This is a genomic window from Cryobacterium sp. M96 (genome assembly GCF_002929845.1).
In the GTDB taxonomy this organism is placed as follows: domain Bacteria; phylum Actinomycetota; class Actinomycetes; order Actinomycetales; family Microbacteriaceae; genus Cryobacterium; species Cryobacterium sandaracinum.
Genome location: NZ_PJJS01000049.1, coordinates 96,689 through 111,367 on the forward strand (window position 1 = coordinate 96,689; position 14,679 = coordinate 111,367).

Here is a 14,679-nt window from a genome sequence, read left to right on the forward strand (position 1 = left end):
CTTTTGCACTATGCGACCACTCGCAAGATTTCTTCGATCGATGTCAAACCCATTTGGGCCTTGGCCCAGCCATCCTCGCGGAGGGTGATCATGCCCTGTTCGCGCGCCACCCGGCCGATTTCGGCGCTCGATGCTCGGGCCACGGCGAGCCGCTCGATCTCCTCGGTCACGGTCATCACCTCGTGCACGGCGATGCGCCCCCGGTAACCGGTCTTCGAACACTGCGTGCAGCCGACCGCCTCGAAGATCGTGGGCAGCGGGCGCTCCGGGTCGAACGCGAAGCGGAGGCGCGTCAGGTAGTCGACGGTCAGCACGGATGGCGTCTTGCACTTGTCGCAGAGGCGCCGCGCCAGGCGCTGGGCGACCACGCAGTCCAGGGCGGAACCCACCAGGAAGGGCTCGATACCCATTTCCGTCAGCCGGGTGATGGCGCTCGGCGCGTCGTTGGTGTGCAAAGTGGAGAGCACGAGGTGGCCGGTCAGCGAGGCCTCGATGGCGATCTGCGCGGTCTCGTGGTCGCGGATCTCACCCAGCAGAACGACATCCGGGTCGCTTCGCAGGATGGAACGCAGCGCACTCGCGAAGGTGAGGCCCGCCTTCGGGTTCACCTGCACCTGGTTGATGCCGGCCATGCGGTATTCGACCGGGTCTTCGACCGTGATCACGTTGATCTCGGGGCGGGCGACCGCACCCAGGGTCGTGTAGAGCGTGGTGGACTTGCCCGAACCGGTCGGACCGGTGATCAGGATCATGCCGTAAGGCTTGGAATAGGAGGTCTTGTAGGCCTCGAAGTTGTGCTCGAGCAGGGCCAGCGCGCGCACGTCGAGGGTCGTGTTCGAGTTATCGAGAATTCGCATGACGACCTTCTCGCCCCACACTGTGGGGAGAGTCGCAACGCGCAGGTCGATCTGACGGCCGGCATGGCGCACGGTCATGCGGCCGTCCTGGGGTTTGCGCCGCTCGGCGATGTCGATATCGCTCATGATTTTGAGCCTGGAGATAACACCGTTCTGGATGCTCTTGGGTGCGGTCTGCATCTCGTGCAGCACGCCGTCGATGCGGTAGCGCACCCGCAGGCTGTGCTCGCCGGGTTCGATGTGGATGTCCGAGGCCAGGTCCTGGATGGCCTGGCTGACCAACAGGTTCACGAACCGCACGATCGGGGCATCGTCGTCGATGGAGTCCGAGACTCCGAAAGAGGAGCTCTCGGTGGCGGCGTTCTCTTCCTCGAGTGTGGAGGTGAGGTCGCTGAGCTCGTCGTCGGCGCGGTGGTAGCGGGTGATGGCGGCGAGTAGATCGCTGCGCTCGGCGACAACCTGGGTGACGCGCATCCGTGATGCTTCGCGCACGTCGTCGACGGCGAAGACGTTGCCAGGGTCGACCATGGCGAGGATGAGGCGGCCGTTGTCGACGGCGATCGGGAGCACTTCGTGGCGTTTGCAGACGGCCACCGGAACGAGAGCCACGGCGAGGCGATCGACCGGGTAGTCGATCAGCTCGACGAAGGGCAGGTTGGCCTGCTGGGCCCGAGCCTTGGCGAACTGAACCTCGGTGATGACGCCCTTGGCGACGAGGGCGCGGACGGCGCTCTCATCGGCGGGGTCGCCGGCCATGAGGTGGTCGAGCTCCTCGATCGGCAGCAGACCGTGCAGGATCAAGATTTCGGTGAGGCTGGCCACGCGATCCTCTCGAACAGGCTCGGTAAGTAAGTAACAAATAACGCTATCTCGGGGGCAGGGAATCCGGCCAGACCCACAATGAGGGGGACACGGTTAGAAAAAATGCCTGTGTTCAGCGATCCTAACGGGGCGGGGCATCGACTCGACATCGACACGGCCTCGACCCGGCCTCGACCCGGTTGCGGCCCGGCATCGACACGGATGCTGCCCGCGGAGCGGCAGGCGGAATGCGGCCGCTGCTGGGCGATGCCCGGGCCGGTCTCGGCCTGCTCGAAACGGTCTAGACACCCATCCAAAGGTTTTCGATGATGTTCTGTGTGTAGCCCAGCGGGCCGGCATTCGTGTACTTCGTGGCGAGCCGGATGCCGCCCCTCAGAAAGTGGGACTCACCGAAAGCGCCGTCTGCCGTGTTCGTCTGGATGACGCAGCGGCGGCCCTCCGACTGGGTGAAGCACTCCAGTCCGTTTGCGACGAGCCGGGCCTCCACCGCGGCGCTCTGTTCCGGGGTCACCCAGACCACGGTGGTGATAATCCCGGTGTCGGATCCCCCGTACGGGCTCGCCCAGACGCAGGTCAGGTGGTCGAGAGCGTCGATCTGGACGCGCAGCTCGGCATTGTCGGTGCCGTGGGACACGCCGGCATCCGGGTCCTGGCTCCAGACGGGGTTCAGGGTCAGGTCGCCGAGCGCCTCGACCATGGCCGGGCTGTAGAGCTGCGTGCACGCGGTTGGACGTGGATCGCCCGGCGCCGCGGTCTGCCCGGGTGCGGATTGCGTCGGCTTGAGGGTTGCCGGGGGCGTGGTGGTGGTCGGAGAACCTGTAGCGGTGAGTGAATTGGTCGGGGCGGGCATCCCGGTGGCGGTTCCGGTGGTCTCGCCTGCGCCCGGGAAACCCTCACCGCTCCGGGGTCTCCATTGAGGCAACCGGCGGCCTTGGACGGCTTCGGAGCGGCCGGAGTTGCTCAGAGATAAATTCGATTATTCTCTCAAATTATGTGAGTAACTCTCGACACTGGGTGCGAGTTGAGGTATTCTCTTAACATGACCAACCTCGCGGAAGACCTCAGGCAGGCGGCCGATGCCGTGGCCCTGCTGGGCTCGTCATGCGCTGACTTCTCGGCCCTTCCTGATGCCGAGGTGTTGGCCGGTCAGAAGCGAATCGCTTCGATCCGCCGTCTCGTCGATACCTATGCTGCCTGGATGGCGGCGACCATCGCCAAGCGTTCCCGACCGGAGCTCGGGCACTCGGGTTTGGCGGCGCAGCAGGGGTATCTCTCGCCGGTGGCCCTGATTCAGAACTCGACCGGCTCGTCGAAGGGCGACGCCTACAAGCTGGTCGCAGTCGGCACCATGATGGCCGATGCCGAGGCGGCCGACAGGCTCGTCGAGGCGGCGCTCTCGACGCCCGACGCGGATGCCGCCGAGGTCGCCGAGGTCGCCGAGGTCGAGGCGAAGGTGCCGTGGCAGGCGCCGATCGCCCGGGCCGTCACCGCCGGCACGCTCTCGGTTGACGCGGCCGAGGCGATCCGGGCCGGGCTCGGCCAGATCGATGCGGCAGTTACCGCGGAGAAGCTCCGGGTGGCCCTGGCGGCGCTGCTCACCGAGGCGTCGTCACTGAATGCCGATCAGGTGTTCAAACAGGCGAGACGGATGCGCGACCGGCTCGACGAGGCCGGCATCGCCGCCCGCGAGAAGCAGGCCTACGACGACCGCTACCTGCGGGTCTACCGGCTGGGCAACGGCACCGTACGACTCAGCGGGCTGTTTGCCCCCGAAGACGGCGAGTTCGTGCTCTCCACCTTCGACTCGATCACGGGCCCCCGCCGCGGCGGGGTGCGATTCGTGGATGCAGAGCGGGCAGCCTGGGCAAAGAAGATGCAAGACGACCTCCGCACGACCGAACAGATCGCCGCCGACTCACTGGTGCAGCTGCTCAAGATCGCCGGCGAGGCTGACCCGGGCCGGGTCTTCGGCGGACGCCGACCCTCGGTGCGCGTGATCGTGACCGAAAAGGCGCTGAAGCCGGAAGCAGCCGCGCAGGAAGCAGAGGCGCGGCAGCCGGCCGCTCACGGGCAGATCGAGGGCAACCCGGTCCCGATCTCGCAGGAGACCATCGACCGACTCCTCTGCGACACCGGAACCCGCGGCATCAAATTCGACGCGAACGGCCAAATCATCAACGTCGGCCGCGACGAACGGCTCTTCACTGAGAAACAGCGCGCCGCGATGGCAGTACGCGACGGCGGATGCCTCTGGATCGACTGTGACAGGCCACCGGCGTGGACTGAGGCCCATCACGTCAACGAATGGTTGAAGGAAAACGGGTACACCGATCTGGCCGACGGAGTGCTGCTGTGCCATCCGCACCATTTGCTACTGCACAACCAGAACTGGACGTTCATTCGCACCGGAACGCAGTACTGGCTTAGGCCACCGGTCGAGGTAGACCCCAAGCAGACGCTGGTGGCGTTGCCGAGTAAGAGGTCGGGGCTGTAGTCCAGTCACACTTCTCGACGACGGACAATGCGTCAACATCGGCCTCGCGCAGCGTCTCTTCACCGAGAAGCAACGCGCGGGAATCGTGGCCCGCTACGTCGGATGCCGCTGGCCCGGCTACGAACGCCCACCCGCCTGGACCGAAGCCCACCACCTCGACCGATGGCTCGCAGACGCCGGCGGCCCTGCCCGGCAAGAACGCCCTCCTGCAATCACCAAAACCCCCGGGAAACCGAAAATTCTGACGCTCACCGAATCTGAACCAGCACTGCTAGGTTTTCCCTAGGAACGACCAGGGGGCTGCATGATGATTGAAAATTGGTACTGGATGCTTGTCTATCCGGCCTTGATACTGGTCGTGATGGAAACGCTTTGGATCGGTTCACGCCGGCGCCCCGGCTTCGGGCACAAGAGTGCCATCGTGATCACCATTGTCGTGCGAATCATCTACCTCACGTGGCGCGTGTTGTTCACCATCCCGTCCGACGCCTGGTGGAACACTGCGACCGGCATTCTGCTGTTGACGGTCGAAGTACTCGGATTCGCACAATCGCTGGCGGTGTATGTCACCCTCTGGACCCCATACGCCGGGCGCACTGTGCCGTTGCCGCCAGCAGACGAGCTCCCGCGGGTCGACGTGTTCATTGCCACCTACAACGAGCCCGTGTCAATGCTCCGGATGACCATCGCCGGCGCCGTGGGCATGCGCTATCCGACCGACGGCGTTCGCGTTTTCGTCTGCGATGACGGCGCGCGTGAGGAAGTGCGCCAACTTGCCGAAGAGTACGGGGCCATCCATCTCACCCGGCCTGACCACGCTCACGCCAAAGCCGGCAACCTCAACAATGCGCTTGGGCGGAGCGACGGGGACCTGATCGTGACCCTGGACGCGGACATGGTTCCCCGGCCGGACTTCCTGGAGCGCACCGTCGGTCGTTTTCAGGACCCCGAGCTGGGCTTCGTCCAGGCGCCCCAGGCGTTCTACAACGAGGACCCGTTCCAGTACAACCTGTTCTCCGGTCAGGCTTTGCCGAACGAGCAGGACTTCTTCATGCGTACCCTGCAGGCCGGCAAATCACGCTTCAATGCGGTGATGTACGTGGGGAGCAACACGATGTTCCGCCGCTCGGCTTTGGAAAGCGTGGGCGGATTTGCAGTGGGTGTGATCACGGAGGATCTCGCCACGGGCCTCCTGATCCAGGGGGCCAAGTACCGGACCGAATTCGTGCCGGACATCATTGCGGCCGGGCTGGCCCCGGAGAACCTGGCCGACATGCTCAAGCAGCGTGACCGCTGGTGCCGCGGCAACATCCAGACGGCCCGCAAGTGGAACCCACTGACCCTGCCCGGACTCACACTCATGCAGAGGTGGCTCTATTCCGATGCGGTCGTCTACTGGTACTTCGGGGTTTTCAAGCTGATCTACATCATTACACCGCTGCTCTTCCTCCTCTTCGGGGTGGTCGCCCTGGACACGAGCGTGGAGGCCCTGCTTATCTTCTGGCTGCCCACCTATCTCTGCGTGATGCTGTGTTTCGCCATCATCGTCGGACGTCGCCGGAGCCATTCCTGGAGCAACATCTACGAATTGGCTCTGACCCCCGCCATCGCGCTCTCCGCGGCAGCTGAGACGCTGGGCCTGCGAGTCAAAGCCTTCAACGTCACCCCCAAGGGCGTTGGCCTGAAAGAACAGGTCTTCCACTGGCGAATCGCGCTCCCCCACCTGGTGCTTCTGACCCTGGCGGCCGTCGGCCTGGTGCGAGGAATCTTCCTCAGCCCGGAACTCGCCAACACGAGCGCGCTGTACATCAACGTCTTCTGGTGCCTGTACTTCGTGGTCGGCCTGGTGCTGGCCGTCACTCTGTGCGTTGAGCGTCCACGCCTCCGGTCAGCCGAGCGCACGCCGATGAGTACACCGGTGACCGCAGCCTTCCAGAATTTTGGCGCTCACCCGGGTGAACTCGTCGACCTGAGCCTGATGGGGGCACGCATATCCATTCCCTGGTCGGAGCGGCTCGACCCGAAGGGCTTCGCCTCCAAGGCATCGTCGGTCACCGCTCTTCAGATCCCTGAGGTCGGCGAACTGCCCGGAATAGGCAGCTGGATCGTGAACTCCTCGGACGGTGTGACGATCGGCTTCCGTTTCGATCCGCTCACCCCAGAGCAGACCGTGGACCTGGTACAGGTGATCACCGAATCACCGAGCTGGGTCCGGGGAGACGAGGAGGAGAAGGCCTACCTCGCCACTGCCGGCTGGCGTGCAGTACGTGGGGCCACAACGCCCACGCTTCCCTGGCGGCGCGCCCAGGTTCGGATGGCTACCAGCTCGTCGGCTGTTTTGCATCCCGTCACCCTCTTCGAGCGCGGCCCAGCTCTCGAACTCGCCCGGGAACGTGAGGCCGCGTTCGCCGTCGACCGCGTGCCCACCGCCGCGGCGGGAGGGCTGGCACTCGACGTCGTCGATCATCCGGAAGCGGAATCCCTGGATCGGGATCCCGGGGCGCTCACGGCAGCGGTCGAGGACATCGGCTTCGGCGGGTGCCGCCTATCGCTCCGCCACCGTCTGGAACCGGGAGCGCTCGTCATCGTCGAGATCCCCGGAAGCCTGGCACAACCGGAGGTGGCCGAGGTGCGGTGGGTGAAACGACGCTGGGTGGGCTACGAGGCCGGCCTTCAATTCGACCGGGCGAACCCGACGGGATAAGGCCGAGCAGTGGCACTCTCATAGGGCGGCTGCGACATCACCCTCCGCCCCGGGCACCGCAGAGCGCCAGGGCTAGTGGGCGAACTGCACTTCGGGATGCACGGACGGCGTGGGCTTGGAGAAAAGATAGCCCTGGCCGAAGCGGCAGCCCATGGATCTCAGCAGGTCCCGCTGGCTCGTCGTCTCGATGCCCTCGGCGACGACATCCAGGTTCAGGGAATCGGCCAGACGCAGGATTCCCTCCACGATCGCGCGATCGTGATCGGAGCTCTCGACGTCGCGAATGAACGTCAGGTCGATCTTGAGCAGGTCAACCGTGAACGCGCGCAGGTGCGTGAAAGATGAATACCCCGTGCCGAAGTCGTCGATGGCCAGCCGCACGCCCAGGCTCCGCAGCTCCTGGAAGGTCCGGGCCGCGGAATCGATGGCGTCGAGCACCGCGCTCTCGGTCAGCTCCAGCCAGAGCTGTTCCGGCGGCAGACCCGACTCGGCGAGGGCCCGCTTGACGACGTCACCGAAGTCATCCTGCACGAATTGCCGCGCGGACACGTTGACGCTGACCGCCACTCCCTGAGCCAGCCCCCTGGCCGCCCGGCACGCCTGGCCGAGCACCGTCGATCCGATTCCCTTGATCAGACCCACTTCCTCGGCGAGAGCAATGAAGTCACCCGGCATCACGAGCCCGCGCTCGGGCCTTCGCCAGCGTGCCAAAGCCTCGGTCGCCACCACCTTGTGGTCCTGCAGATCCACGATCGGCTGATACCAGGATTCGATCTGGCCCAGTTCCACCGCGTCGCGCAGGGCCAACTCGCTGTCGAGCCGCTGATGGATGCGGTACCGCAGGTCGTCGTCGAAGACCTCGTAGCGGGCGCGCCCGCGGTCCTTCGCCAGGTACATGGCCTGATCCGCATTGCGCAGGAGCAGTTCGGCATCGTCGTGCCCGAGGCCGAAAGCAATCCCGATGCTGGCGTCGACGGATGCCGACTGGTCGCCGATCGTGATCGGCCGCGCGATGGCCGCCTGGATCGAATCGGCGATCCGGTGCACATCCTCGCTGCCACCGACATCCGGGCAGATCACGACGAACTCGTCGCCTCCGATTCGGGACACCGTGTCGCCGGCCCGGATGCTTTGCCGGAGGCGGATGGCAACCTCGTTCAGCACTGTGTCACCGGCGTGGTGCCCAAGGCTGTCATTGACGAACTTGAACCGGTCGAGGTCGATGAATAGCACCGCAACGCCGCGACCCTGGCGCGACGCCTGCAGAAGCGCCTGCTTCAACCGGTCGAGCAGGAGCAGACGGTTGGGCAGGTTCGTCAGCGGGTCGTGGAATGCCAGGTGCTCAACCCGCGCCTCGGCCAGGCGTCGGGCGGTGATGTCCTCCAGCTGGTACAGCAGTCCCCCGGCCTGGTCGCCCTCGAAGATCTCGGCGATGCTGACCTTGACCCAGGTTTCCTGATTGCCTTCGTGGCGCATCCGCCGGTCGATGCGTTGTCGGGTCGACGGACCTTCCAGGCCAGCGCTCTCCATCTCCTCATCGTCAGCGTCCTCAGCCGGCATGAAGATCGTCTCGATATGGGCGCTGACAAGCGGGTTCTGGTGACCCGCCAGTTCCAGGAGCCGCCTGTTGGCGGCCACTACCTGTCCGTCGAGCGTCACGATGGCCGTTCCCAACGGCGAGGAAGCGAAGGCAGCCTCGAACCGGGCCGCGGCGGCCGTGGCCGCGTTCTCGGCCTCACGCTGCGCGGTGACATCGGTGACGCTGGCCAGGTGCCCGATGATGCCCTTCTCATCACGCATCGGAGCGGTGTTCACCTGCACCCAGTTGATGTGGCCCTCAGGGGTGCGGAACCGCAGGGTGGTTTCGAAGGGCTCGCCGGCTGCGGCGCTCGCTTCCCAACCGAGGAGCACCCGTTCCGCGTCATCCGGATGGAGCGCGGTGGCCCAGCCGTCGCGGCGCGACTGACTCTTCGTGAGGCCGCTGAGTGCCAGCCACTGGTCGTTGGCGGACACGAGCCCGCCCGCGGCATCCATCTGCACGATTCCAACGGGTGCGATCTTGATGAGGGTGTGCAGCGTGTCGGCCGTCTCCGCGAGCTGGCGGGTTCGGTTCTCGACCGTCGCCTCCAACGTGTGGTTGGCCTCAGCGAGAGCCTGCATCGCGCCATCACGCTGACGATCGAGGTCACGCAGCCGGCGGGCAGCGACCCACGCCAGCACGCAGCTGAGCACTGTCATGCCGAGAATCAGGATGGCGACGCCGAAGGCCGTGTCGTACCAGCCCTGGCGCTGTCCCCACAGCCGCAGCCAACCGAGGATGAACGGTCCCAGAACTAGGAATGGAATGACCTGGCGGAGGAGCCGACCCGCACTGCCACCGTCTCGGAAGAGGCCGATCAGACCGGCATCGGGGCGCTGAATCAACAGGGCCGTGGCGAGGATTCCGACGCCCAAGGCCGTCTGCCAGGCCATACTCGTGTAGCCGCCCAGCGAATACAGCGAGGAGACGCCATAGGCATAACCCAGGATCGCGACCAGGCTGACGCCCAGAGCCGCGAATGCGAAGCCGAGCATCACGGCGGATCGAGCGGCCCGGCTGGCGATGACGGACGCACCGAGCAGGACCAGCGCCACCGACGTGGACGGCGCCATCCGCTCCGACCGCCCGCCGAAGTCGATTCCCGGCAGGAGCACATCGATGCCGAGTGATCGGCCGACGACGAACTCCGCGATCGTGAGGGCGCCGATCATCAGTGCCAGCAGACCCAGGATCACGGTCAGCCTGCGACGATCGACGGCCAGCACGGCAACCGCCACCAGCACGAGCCCCAGGGCTGCCATCGGCTTCATCGCCAGCAGGTCGCGGAGCACGGGCGGCAGGGCGTCGACTCCGACGTACCAACTGACCAGCACCAGGAGACCCATGGCACCGACTAGCGCTCCACCGAGCTGCCCGACCAACCGCATACTGTTCCTCTGCTCCCGAAAAGCAGGTCTGCCGGTCGTTGCTTCTACCCTACTTTGTGCGCGGATTGCGGATCTCCCGGGCGACTACTCGTCGGCCCACACGTTGGCGATGATGTCGTGCGTGTAGCCGTCCGGTCCGGTATTGACATATCTGGTGGCCAGCCAGATGTCGTCGCGAAGAAAGTGCGACTCACCGACGAGTTCACCATCCTCGGTTGTCTCGATGAGGCAACGCATTCCGCCGAGTTCCTCGTAGCAGTTCATACCTGCGGCGGTCAGCCGGCTTTGAATCTTGGTCGACTGTTCCGGGGTCACCCACACCAACTCCGTGGTCAGTCCCAGGCCGGACCCGCCGTTGGCGTTCGCCCACACGCAGGTGAGGCGCTCCCCGGTAGCGTCGATCAGGGCGATCAACTCCGGGTCCCCGGACCCGCGGTTGACGTCCGAGTTCTCCTCAGCGACCCAGGCCGGGTTGAGCACCAGGTCATCGAAAGCGGCCACGATCGCCGGGCTGTAGAGCTCATCACAGGTCGACGGATGCGGCCCATCCGTCGTGGCCGTCGGAGCAGGCACACTGGCGAGGGCCAGGGGCGCAGGGGACGAGTGCGGCTGCGGCCGCCCGACCGCCTCTCCCTCCGGCGCGCCCGCGCCGCCCCGCCAGACAATGAGCAGGACAATGAGGGCGATGACCAGCATGGAGCCGACGGCGCCGAGGAGCACCCACATCCGTCGACGCGTCATTGCCGAAGCGGACACCGGACCTGCACCCATGCGATACCCCCAGAAAGATTCTGGACCAGCCTATCGCGGGTCTCGACAGGCTCGGGTTTCGACAGGCTCGACCAGCGGGGGCGAACGGGCTTAACCACGGACGGCCCCCTGCCGAGGCAGGAGGCCGTCCGTGGAACCTATCGCTAGTGACTAGTTGTAGGTGCCGGGGGTGAAGTCATCCGACGAAAAGCTGTCGAAGTCGACGAAGCTCAGGTCACCCTCGTTGAACGCTGCATCATCGGTGAAGATGCGGTTCGGGTAACGCTCAGCCTTGGCTTCATCCGTTGCCTCGACGGTGACGTCGCGGTAGCGGGGAAGACCGGTGCCGGCCGGGATCAACTTACCGATGATCACGTTCTCCTTGAGGCCCATCAGCGGGTCGCTCTTGCCTTCCATGGCCGCCTGGGTCAGAACCCGGGTGGTCTCCTGGAAGGAAGCGGCCGACAGCCAGGACTCGGTCGCCAACGAAGCCTTGGTGATACCCATGACTTCTTGACGAGCCGACGCCGTCTTCTTGCCCTCGGTGAGCGCGGTGCGGTTGAGGTCGTTGTACTTCAACCGGTCAACGAGCTCGCCGGGGAGCAGGCCGGTGTCGCCGTGCTCGACGACGGTCACCTTGCGCAGCATCTGGCGAACGATGACCTCGATGTGCTTGTCGTGAATCGGCACACCCTGCGACCGGTAGACATCCTGCACTCCACCGACGATGTGCTTCTGCACGGCGCGAACACCCTTGACGCGAAGAACTTCCTTCGGGTCGACGGCGCCGATGATGATCTGCGTGCCGAGCTCGACATGCTGGCCATCCTCGACGAGGAGAGTGGAGCGCTTGAGCACCGGGTAGGCAATCGGCTCATCGCCGTTGTCGGGGGTCAGGATGACCTTCCGGCTGCGGTCGGTGTCCTCGATGGTGATGCGACCGGCGGTGTCGACGATCGGCGACGCACCCTTGGGGGTACGGGCCTCAAACAGTTCCTGCACACGAGGCAGACCCTGGGTGATGTCGTCGGCGGATGCCGATCCACCGGTGTGGAAAGTACGCATTGTGAGCTGGGTACCCGGTTCACCGATGGACTGTGCGGCGATGATACCGACGGCCTCACCGATGTCGACGAGCAGCCCGGTGGCGAGCGAGCGGCCGTAGCAGACCGCACACACTCCGACGGCCGACTCACAGGTCAGCACGGAGCGCACCTTGATGGTCTCGACACCGGCCTCGACCAGCTTGTCGATGAGCACGTCACCCACGTCGTCGCCGGCGTCAGCCACGATCTCACCCTTGGCGTTGACCGCCGGGGTGGCCAGGCTGCGAGCGTATACCGCGTTCTCCACGTTGGGGTGGCGGACGAGATCGCCCATCGGGTTGACCTCGGCGATCGGCAGTTCCAGGCCCTTGGTCGTGCCACAGTCGTCTTCGCGGATGATGACATCCTGCGAGACGTCCACGAGACGACGCGTGAGGTACCCGGAGTCGGCGGTACGCAGAGCCGTGTCGGCCAGACCCTTACGAGCACCGTGAGTAGCAATGAAGTACTCGGCGACGGACAGGCCTTCGCGGTAGCTCGAGATGATCGGGCGAGGAATGATCTCACCCTTCGGGTTGTTGACCAGGCCTCGCATACCAGCGATGTTCCGCACCTGCAGCCAGTTACCACGGGCACCGGAGGTGACCATGCGGTTGATGGTGTTGTCAGCCGGGAAGTTCTCCTGCATGGCCGCGGCGACGTCTTCGGTTGCCTTGGTCCAGATCTGGATGAGCTCCTGGCGACGCTCGAGGTCGGTCGTGAGACCCTTCTCGAACTGCGACTGCACCTTGGCGGCCTGCTTCTCGTAGCCGGCAACGATCTGCGGCTTGTTCGGCGGGGTCAGGATGTCGCTGAGCGCCACGGTCACACCGGACCGGGTGGCCCAGTAGAAACCGGCGTCCTTGACGCGGTCAAGCGTCGCGGCGACTTCCACCTTCGGGTACCGTTCGGCGAGGTCGTTGACGATCGCCGAGAGGCTGCCCTTGTCGGCGACCTTTTCGAAGTACGGGTAGTCAACCGGCATGGCCTCGTTGAAGATCGCGCGGCCGAGCGTGGTGGTCACCAACACAGTTCCGACGGCCTGGCCGTTGACGAGTTCGACGCCTTCGGGCTGCGTGCCCTCTTCGAAGTACTTGTCGGCCAGACGGATGCGCACCTTGGCGTTCAGGTCGAGGCCCTGGTTCGCGTCCTTCTTCTGGTCGAAAGCGAGAATCGCTTCCGCGATCGAGGAGAACGCCCGGCCCTCGCCGATGACGCCTTCCTTGAGCGTGGTCAGGTGGTGCAGACCGATGATCATGTCCTGGGTGGGCAGGGTCACCGGGCGACCGTCAGACGGCTTCAGGATGTTGTTCGAGGCGAGCATCAGGATGCGCGCTTCGGCCTGGGCTTCCATCGACAGTGGCAGGTGAACTGCCATCTGGTCACCGTCGAAGTCGGCGTTGAACGCGGCACAGACGAGAGGGTGCAACTGGATCGCCTTACCCTCCACGAGTTGAGGCTCGAACGCCTGGATGCCAAGGCGGTGGAGCGTCGGTGCCCGGTTCAGCAGCACGGGGCGCTCGCGGATGATCTCCTCGAGCACGTCCCAGACCTGCGGGCGTGAACGCTCGACCATGCGCTTGGCGGCCTTGATGTTCTGAGCGTGGCTCAGGTCGATCAGGCGCTTGATCACGAACGGCTTGAACAGCTCGAGTGCCATCTGCTTGGGCAGACCACACTGGTGCAGCTTGAGCTGCGGGCCGACGACGATGACCGAACGGCCGGAGTAGTCGACGCGCTTGCCGAGCAGGTTCTGACGGAAACGACCCTGCTTGCCCTTGAGCATGTCGCTCAGTGACTTGAGGGCGCGGTTACCGGTACCCGTGACGGGGCGGCCACGACGACCGTTGTCGAAGAGCGCGTCAACGGCCTCCTGCAGCATCCGCTTCTCGTTGTTCACAATGATCTCGGGGGCACCGAGGTCAAGCAGACGACGCAGGCGGTTGTTGCGGTTGATCACGCGACGGTAGAGGTCGTTGAGGTCGGAGGTCGCGAAGCGGCCACCGTCGAGCTGCACCATCGGGCGTAGTTCGGGCGGGATCACGGGGACGACGTCGAGCACCATCGCGGCCGGCGAGTTGCCGGTGATGATGAACGCGTTGACCACGCGGAGGCGCTTGATCGCACGGATCTTCTTCTGGCCCTTGCCCTCGGCGATCTGCAGGTGCAGGTTTTCGCTCTCGGTGACCAGGTCGAAGGCCAGCAGGCGCTTCTTGATGGCTTCGGCGCCCATGTAGGCCTCGAAGTACATGCCGAAACGGTCCTGCAGCTCGTGGAAGACGGAGTCTTCGGGCTTCAGGTCGCCGACCTTGAGGGTGCGGAAGTCTTCCCAAACGCGCTCGAGGTGAGCGATCTGCTCGTCGAGAGACTTGCGGACCTGGCTCATCTCCTTTTCGGCGGCGTCCTTGGTGCGCTTCTTCTGGTCGCTCTTGGCACCTTCGGCCTCCAGCGCTGCGAGGTCGGTTTCCAGGCGCTGCAGACGGTCAGCGATGCGGGAATCGCGCTGGCCCTCGATGGTCTTGATCTCGAGGCGGAGCTCGTTCTCAAGGCCGGGCATGTCTTGGTGGCGGCCGTCTTCGTCAACCGTGATGACCATGTACGCGGCGAAGTAGATGACCTTTTCGAGGTCCTTCGGAGCCATGTCCAGCAGGTAGCCGAGACGCGAGGGGACACCCTTGAAGTACCAGATGTGGGTGACCGGGGCGGCGAGCTCGATGTGGCCCATGCGCTCACGGCGCACCGACGACTTCGTGACCTCGACGCCGCAGCGCTCGCAGACGATGCCTTTGAAGCGCACTCGCTTGTACTTGCCGCATGAGCATTCCCAGTCCCTGGACGGGCCGAAGATCTGCTCGCCGAACAGGCCGTCTTTTTCCGGCTTGAGCGTGCGGTAGTTGATTGTTTCGGGCTTCTTGACTTCACCGTGAGACCAGCGACGGATGTCGTCGGCGGTCGCAAGGCCAATGCGAAGCTCGTCAAATGTGGTTACGTCGAGCAATT

Annotated in this window: 7 protein-coding genes; 2 read left to right on the top strand and 5 right to left on the bottom strand. The window is 65.0% G+C overall.

Going from position 1 to position 14,679, the window contains the following annotated elements:
• Positions 1-8: 8 nt before the first annotated feature.
• Both CXY79_RS10045 and CXY79_RS10050 read right to left on the bottom strand, forming a co-directional pair.
• Positions 9-1,679 carry a GspE/PulE family protein gene (locus CXY79_RS10045; protein ID WP_104100986.1) on the bottom strand — a complete coding sequence of 557 codons (1,671 nt, stop codon included), beginning with the start codon at positions 1,677-1,679 and terminating at the stop codon, positions 9-11.
• Positions 1,680-1,959: 280 nt separating this feature from the next.
• Positions 1,960-2,376 carry a hypothetical protein gene (locus CXY79_RS10050; RefSeq protein WP_146068123.1) on the bottom strand — a complete coding sequence of 139 codons (417 nt, stop codon included), beginning with the start codon at positions 2,374-2,376 and terminating at the stop codon, positions 1,960-1,962.
• 342 nt (positions 2,377-2,718) lie between these two features.
• Between CXY79_RS10050 and CXY79_RS10055 the strand changes: the two genes are divergently transcribed.
• Positions 2,719-4,173, top strand: coding sequence for a DUF222 domain-containing protein (locus CXY79_RS10055; RefSeq protein ID WP_104100988.1), 1,455 nt, complete (start codon positions 2,719-2,721; stop codon positions 4,171-4,173).
• 304 nt (positions 4,174-4,477) lie between these two features.
• The gene (locus CXY79_RS10060; protein ID WP_104100989.1) at positions 4,478-6,877 is read left to right on the top strand and encodes a glycosyltransferase family 2 protein; all 2,400 of its coding nucleotides are present in this window, start codon (positions 4,478-4,480) and stop codon (positions 6,875-6,877) included.
• A gap of 72 nt (positions 6,878-6,949) precedes the next feature.
• Here CXY79_RS10060 and CXY79_RS10065 read toward each other — a convergent pair whose 3' ends face one another.
• The 3 genes from CXY79_RS10065 to CXY79_RS10075 all read right to left on the bottom strand — a co-directional run bounded on the left by CXY79_RS10065 (position 6,950) and on the right by CXY79_RS10075 (position 14,677).
• Entirely contained in the window at positions 6,950-9,844 is a 2,895-nt protein-coding gene (locus tag CXY79_RS10065) for a bifunctional diguanylate cyclase/phosphodiesterase (RefSeq protein ID WP_104100990.1), read from the bottom strand.
• 84 nt (positions 9,845-9,928) lie between these two features.
• Positions 9,929-10,585 (bottom strand): hypothetical protein, encoded by a 657-nt coding sequence (locus CXY79_RS10070; protein WP_146068124.1) that lies wholly within the window; start codon positions 10,583-10,585, stop codon positions 9,929-9,931.
• Positions 10,586-10,765: 180 nt separating this feature from the next.
• Positions 10,766-14,677: a DNA-directed RNA polymerase subunit beta' gene (locus CXY79_RS10075; protein WP_104100992.1), complete on the bottom strand. Its 3,912-nt coding sequence runs from the start codon at positions 14,675-14,677 to the stop codon at positions 10,766-10,768.
• Positions 14,678-14,679 lie beyond the last annotated feature (2 nt).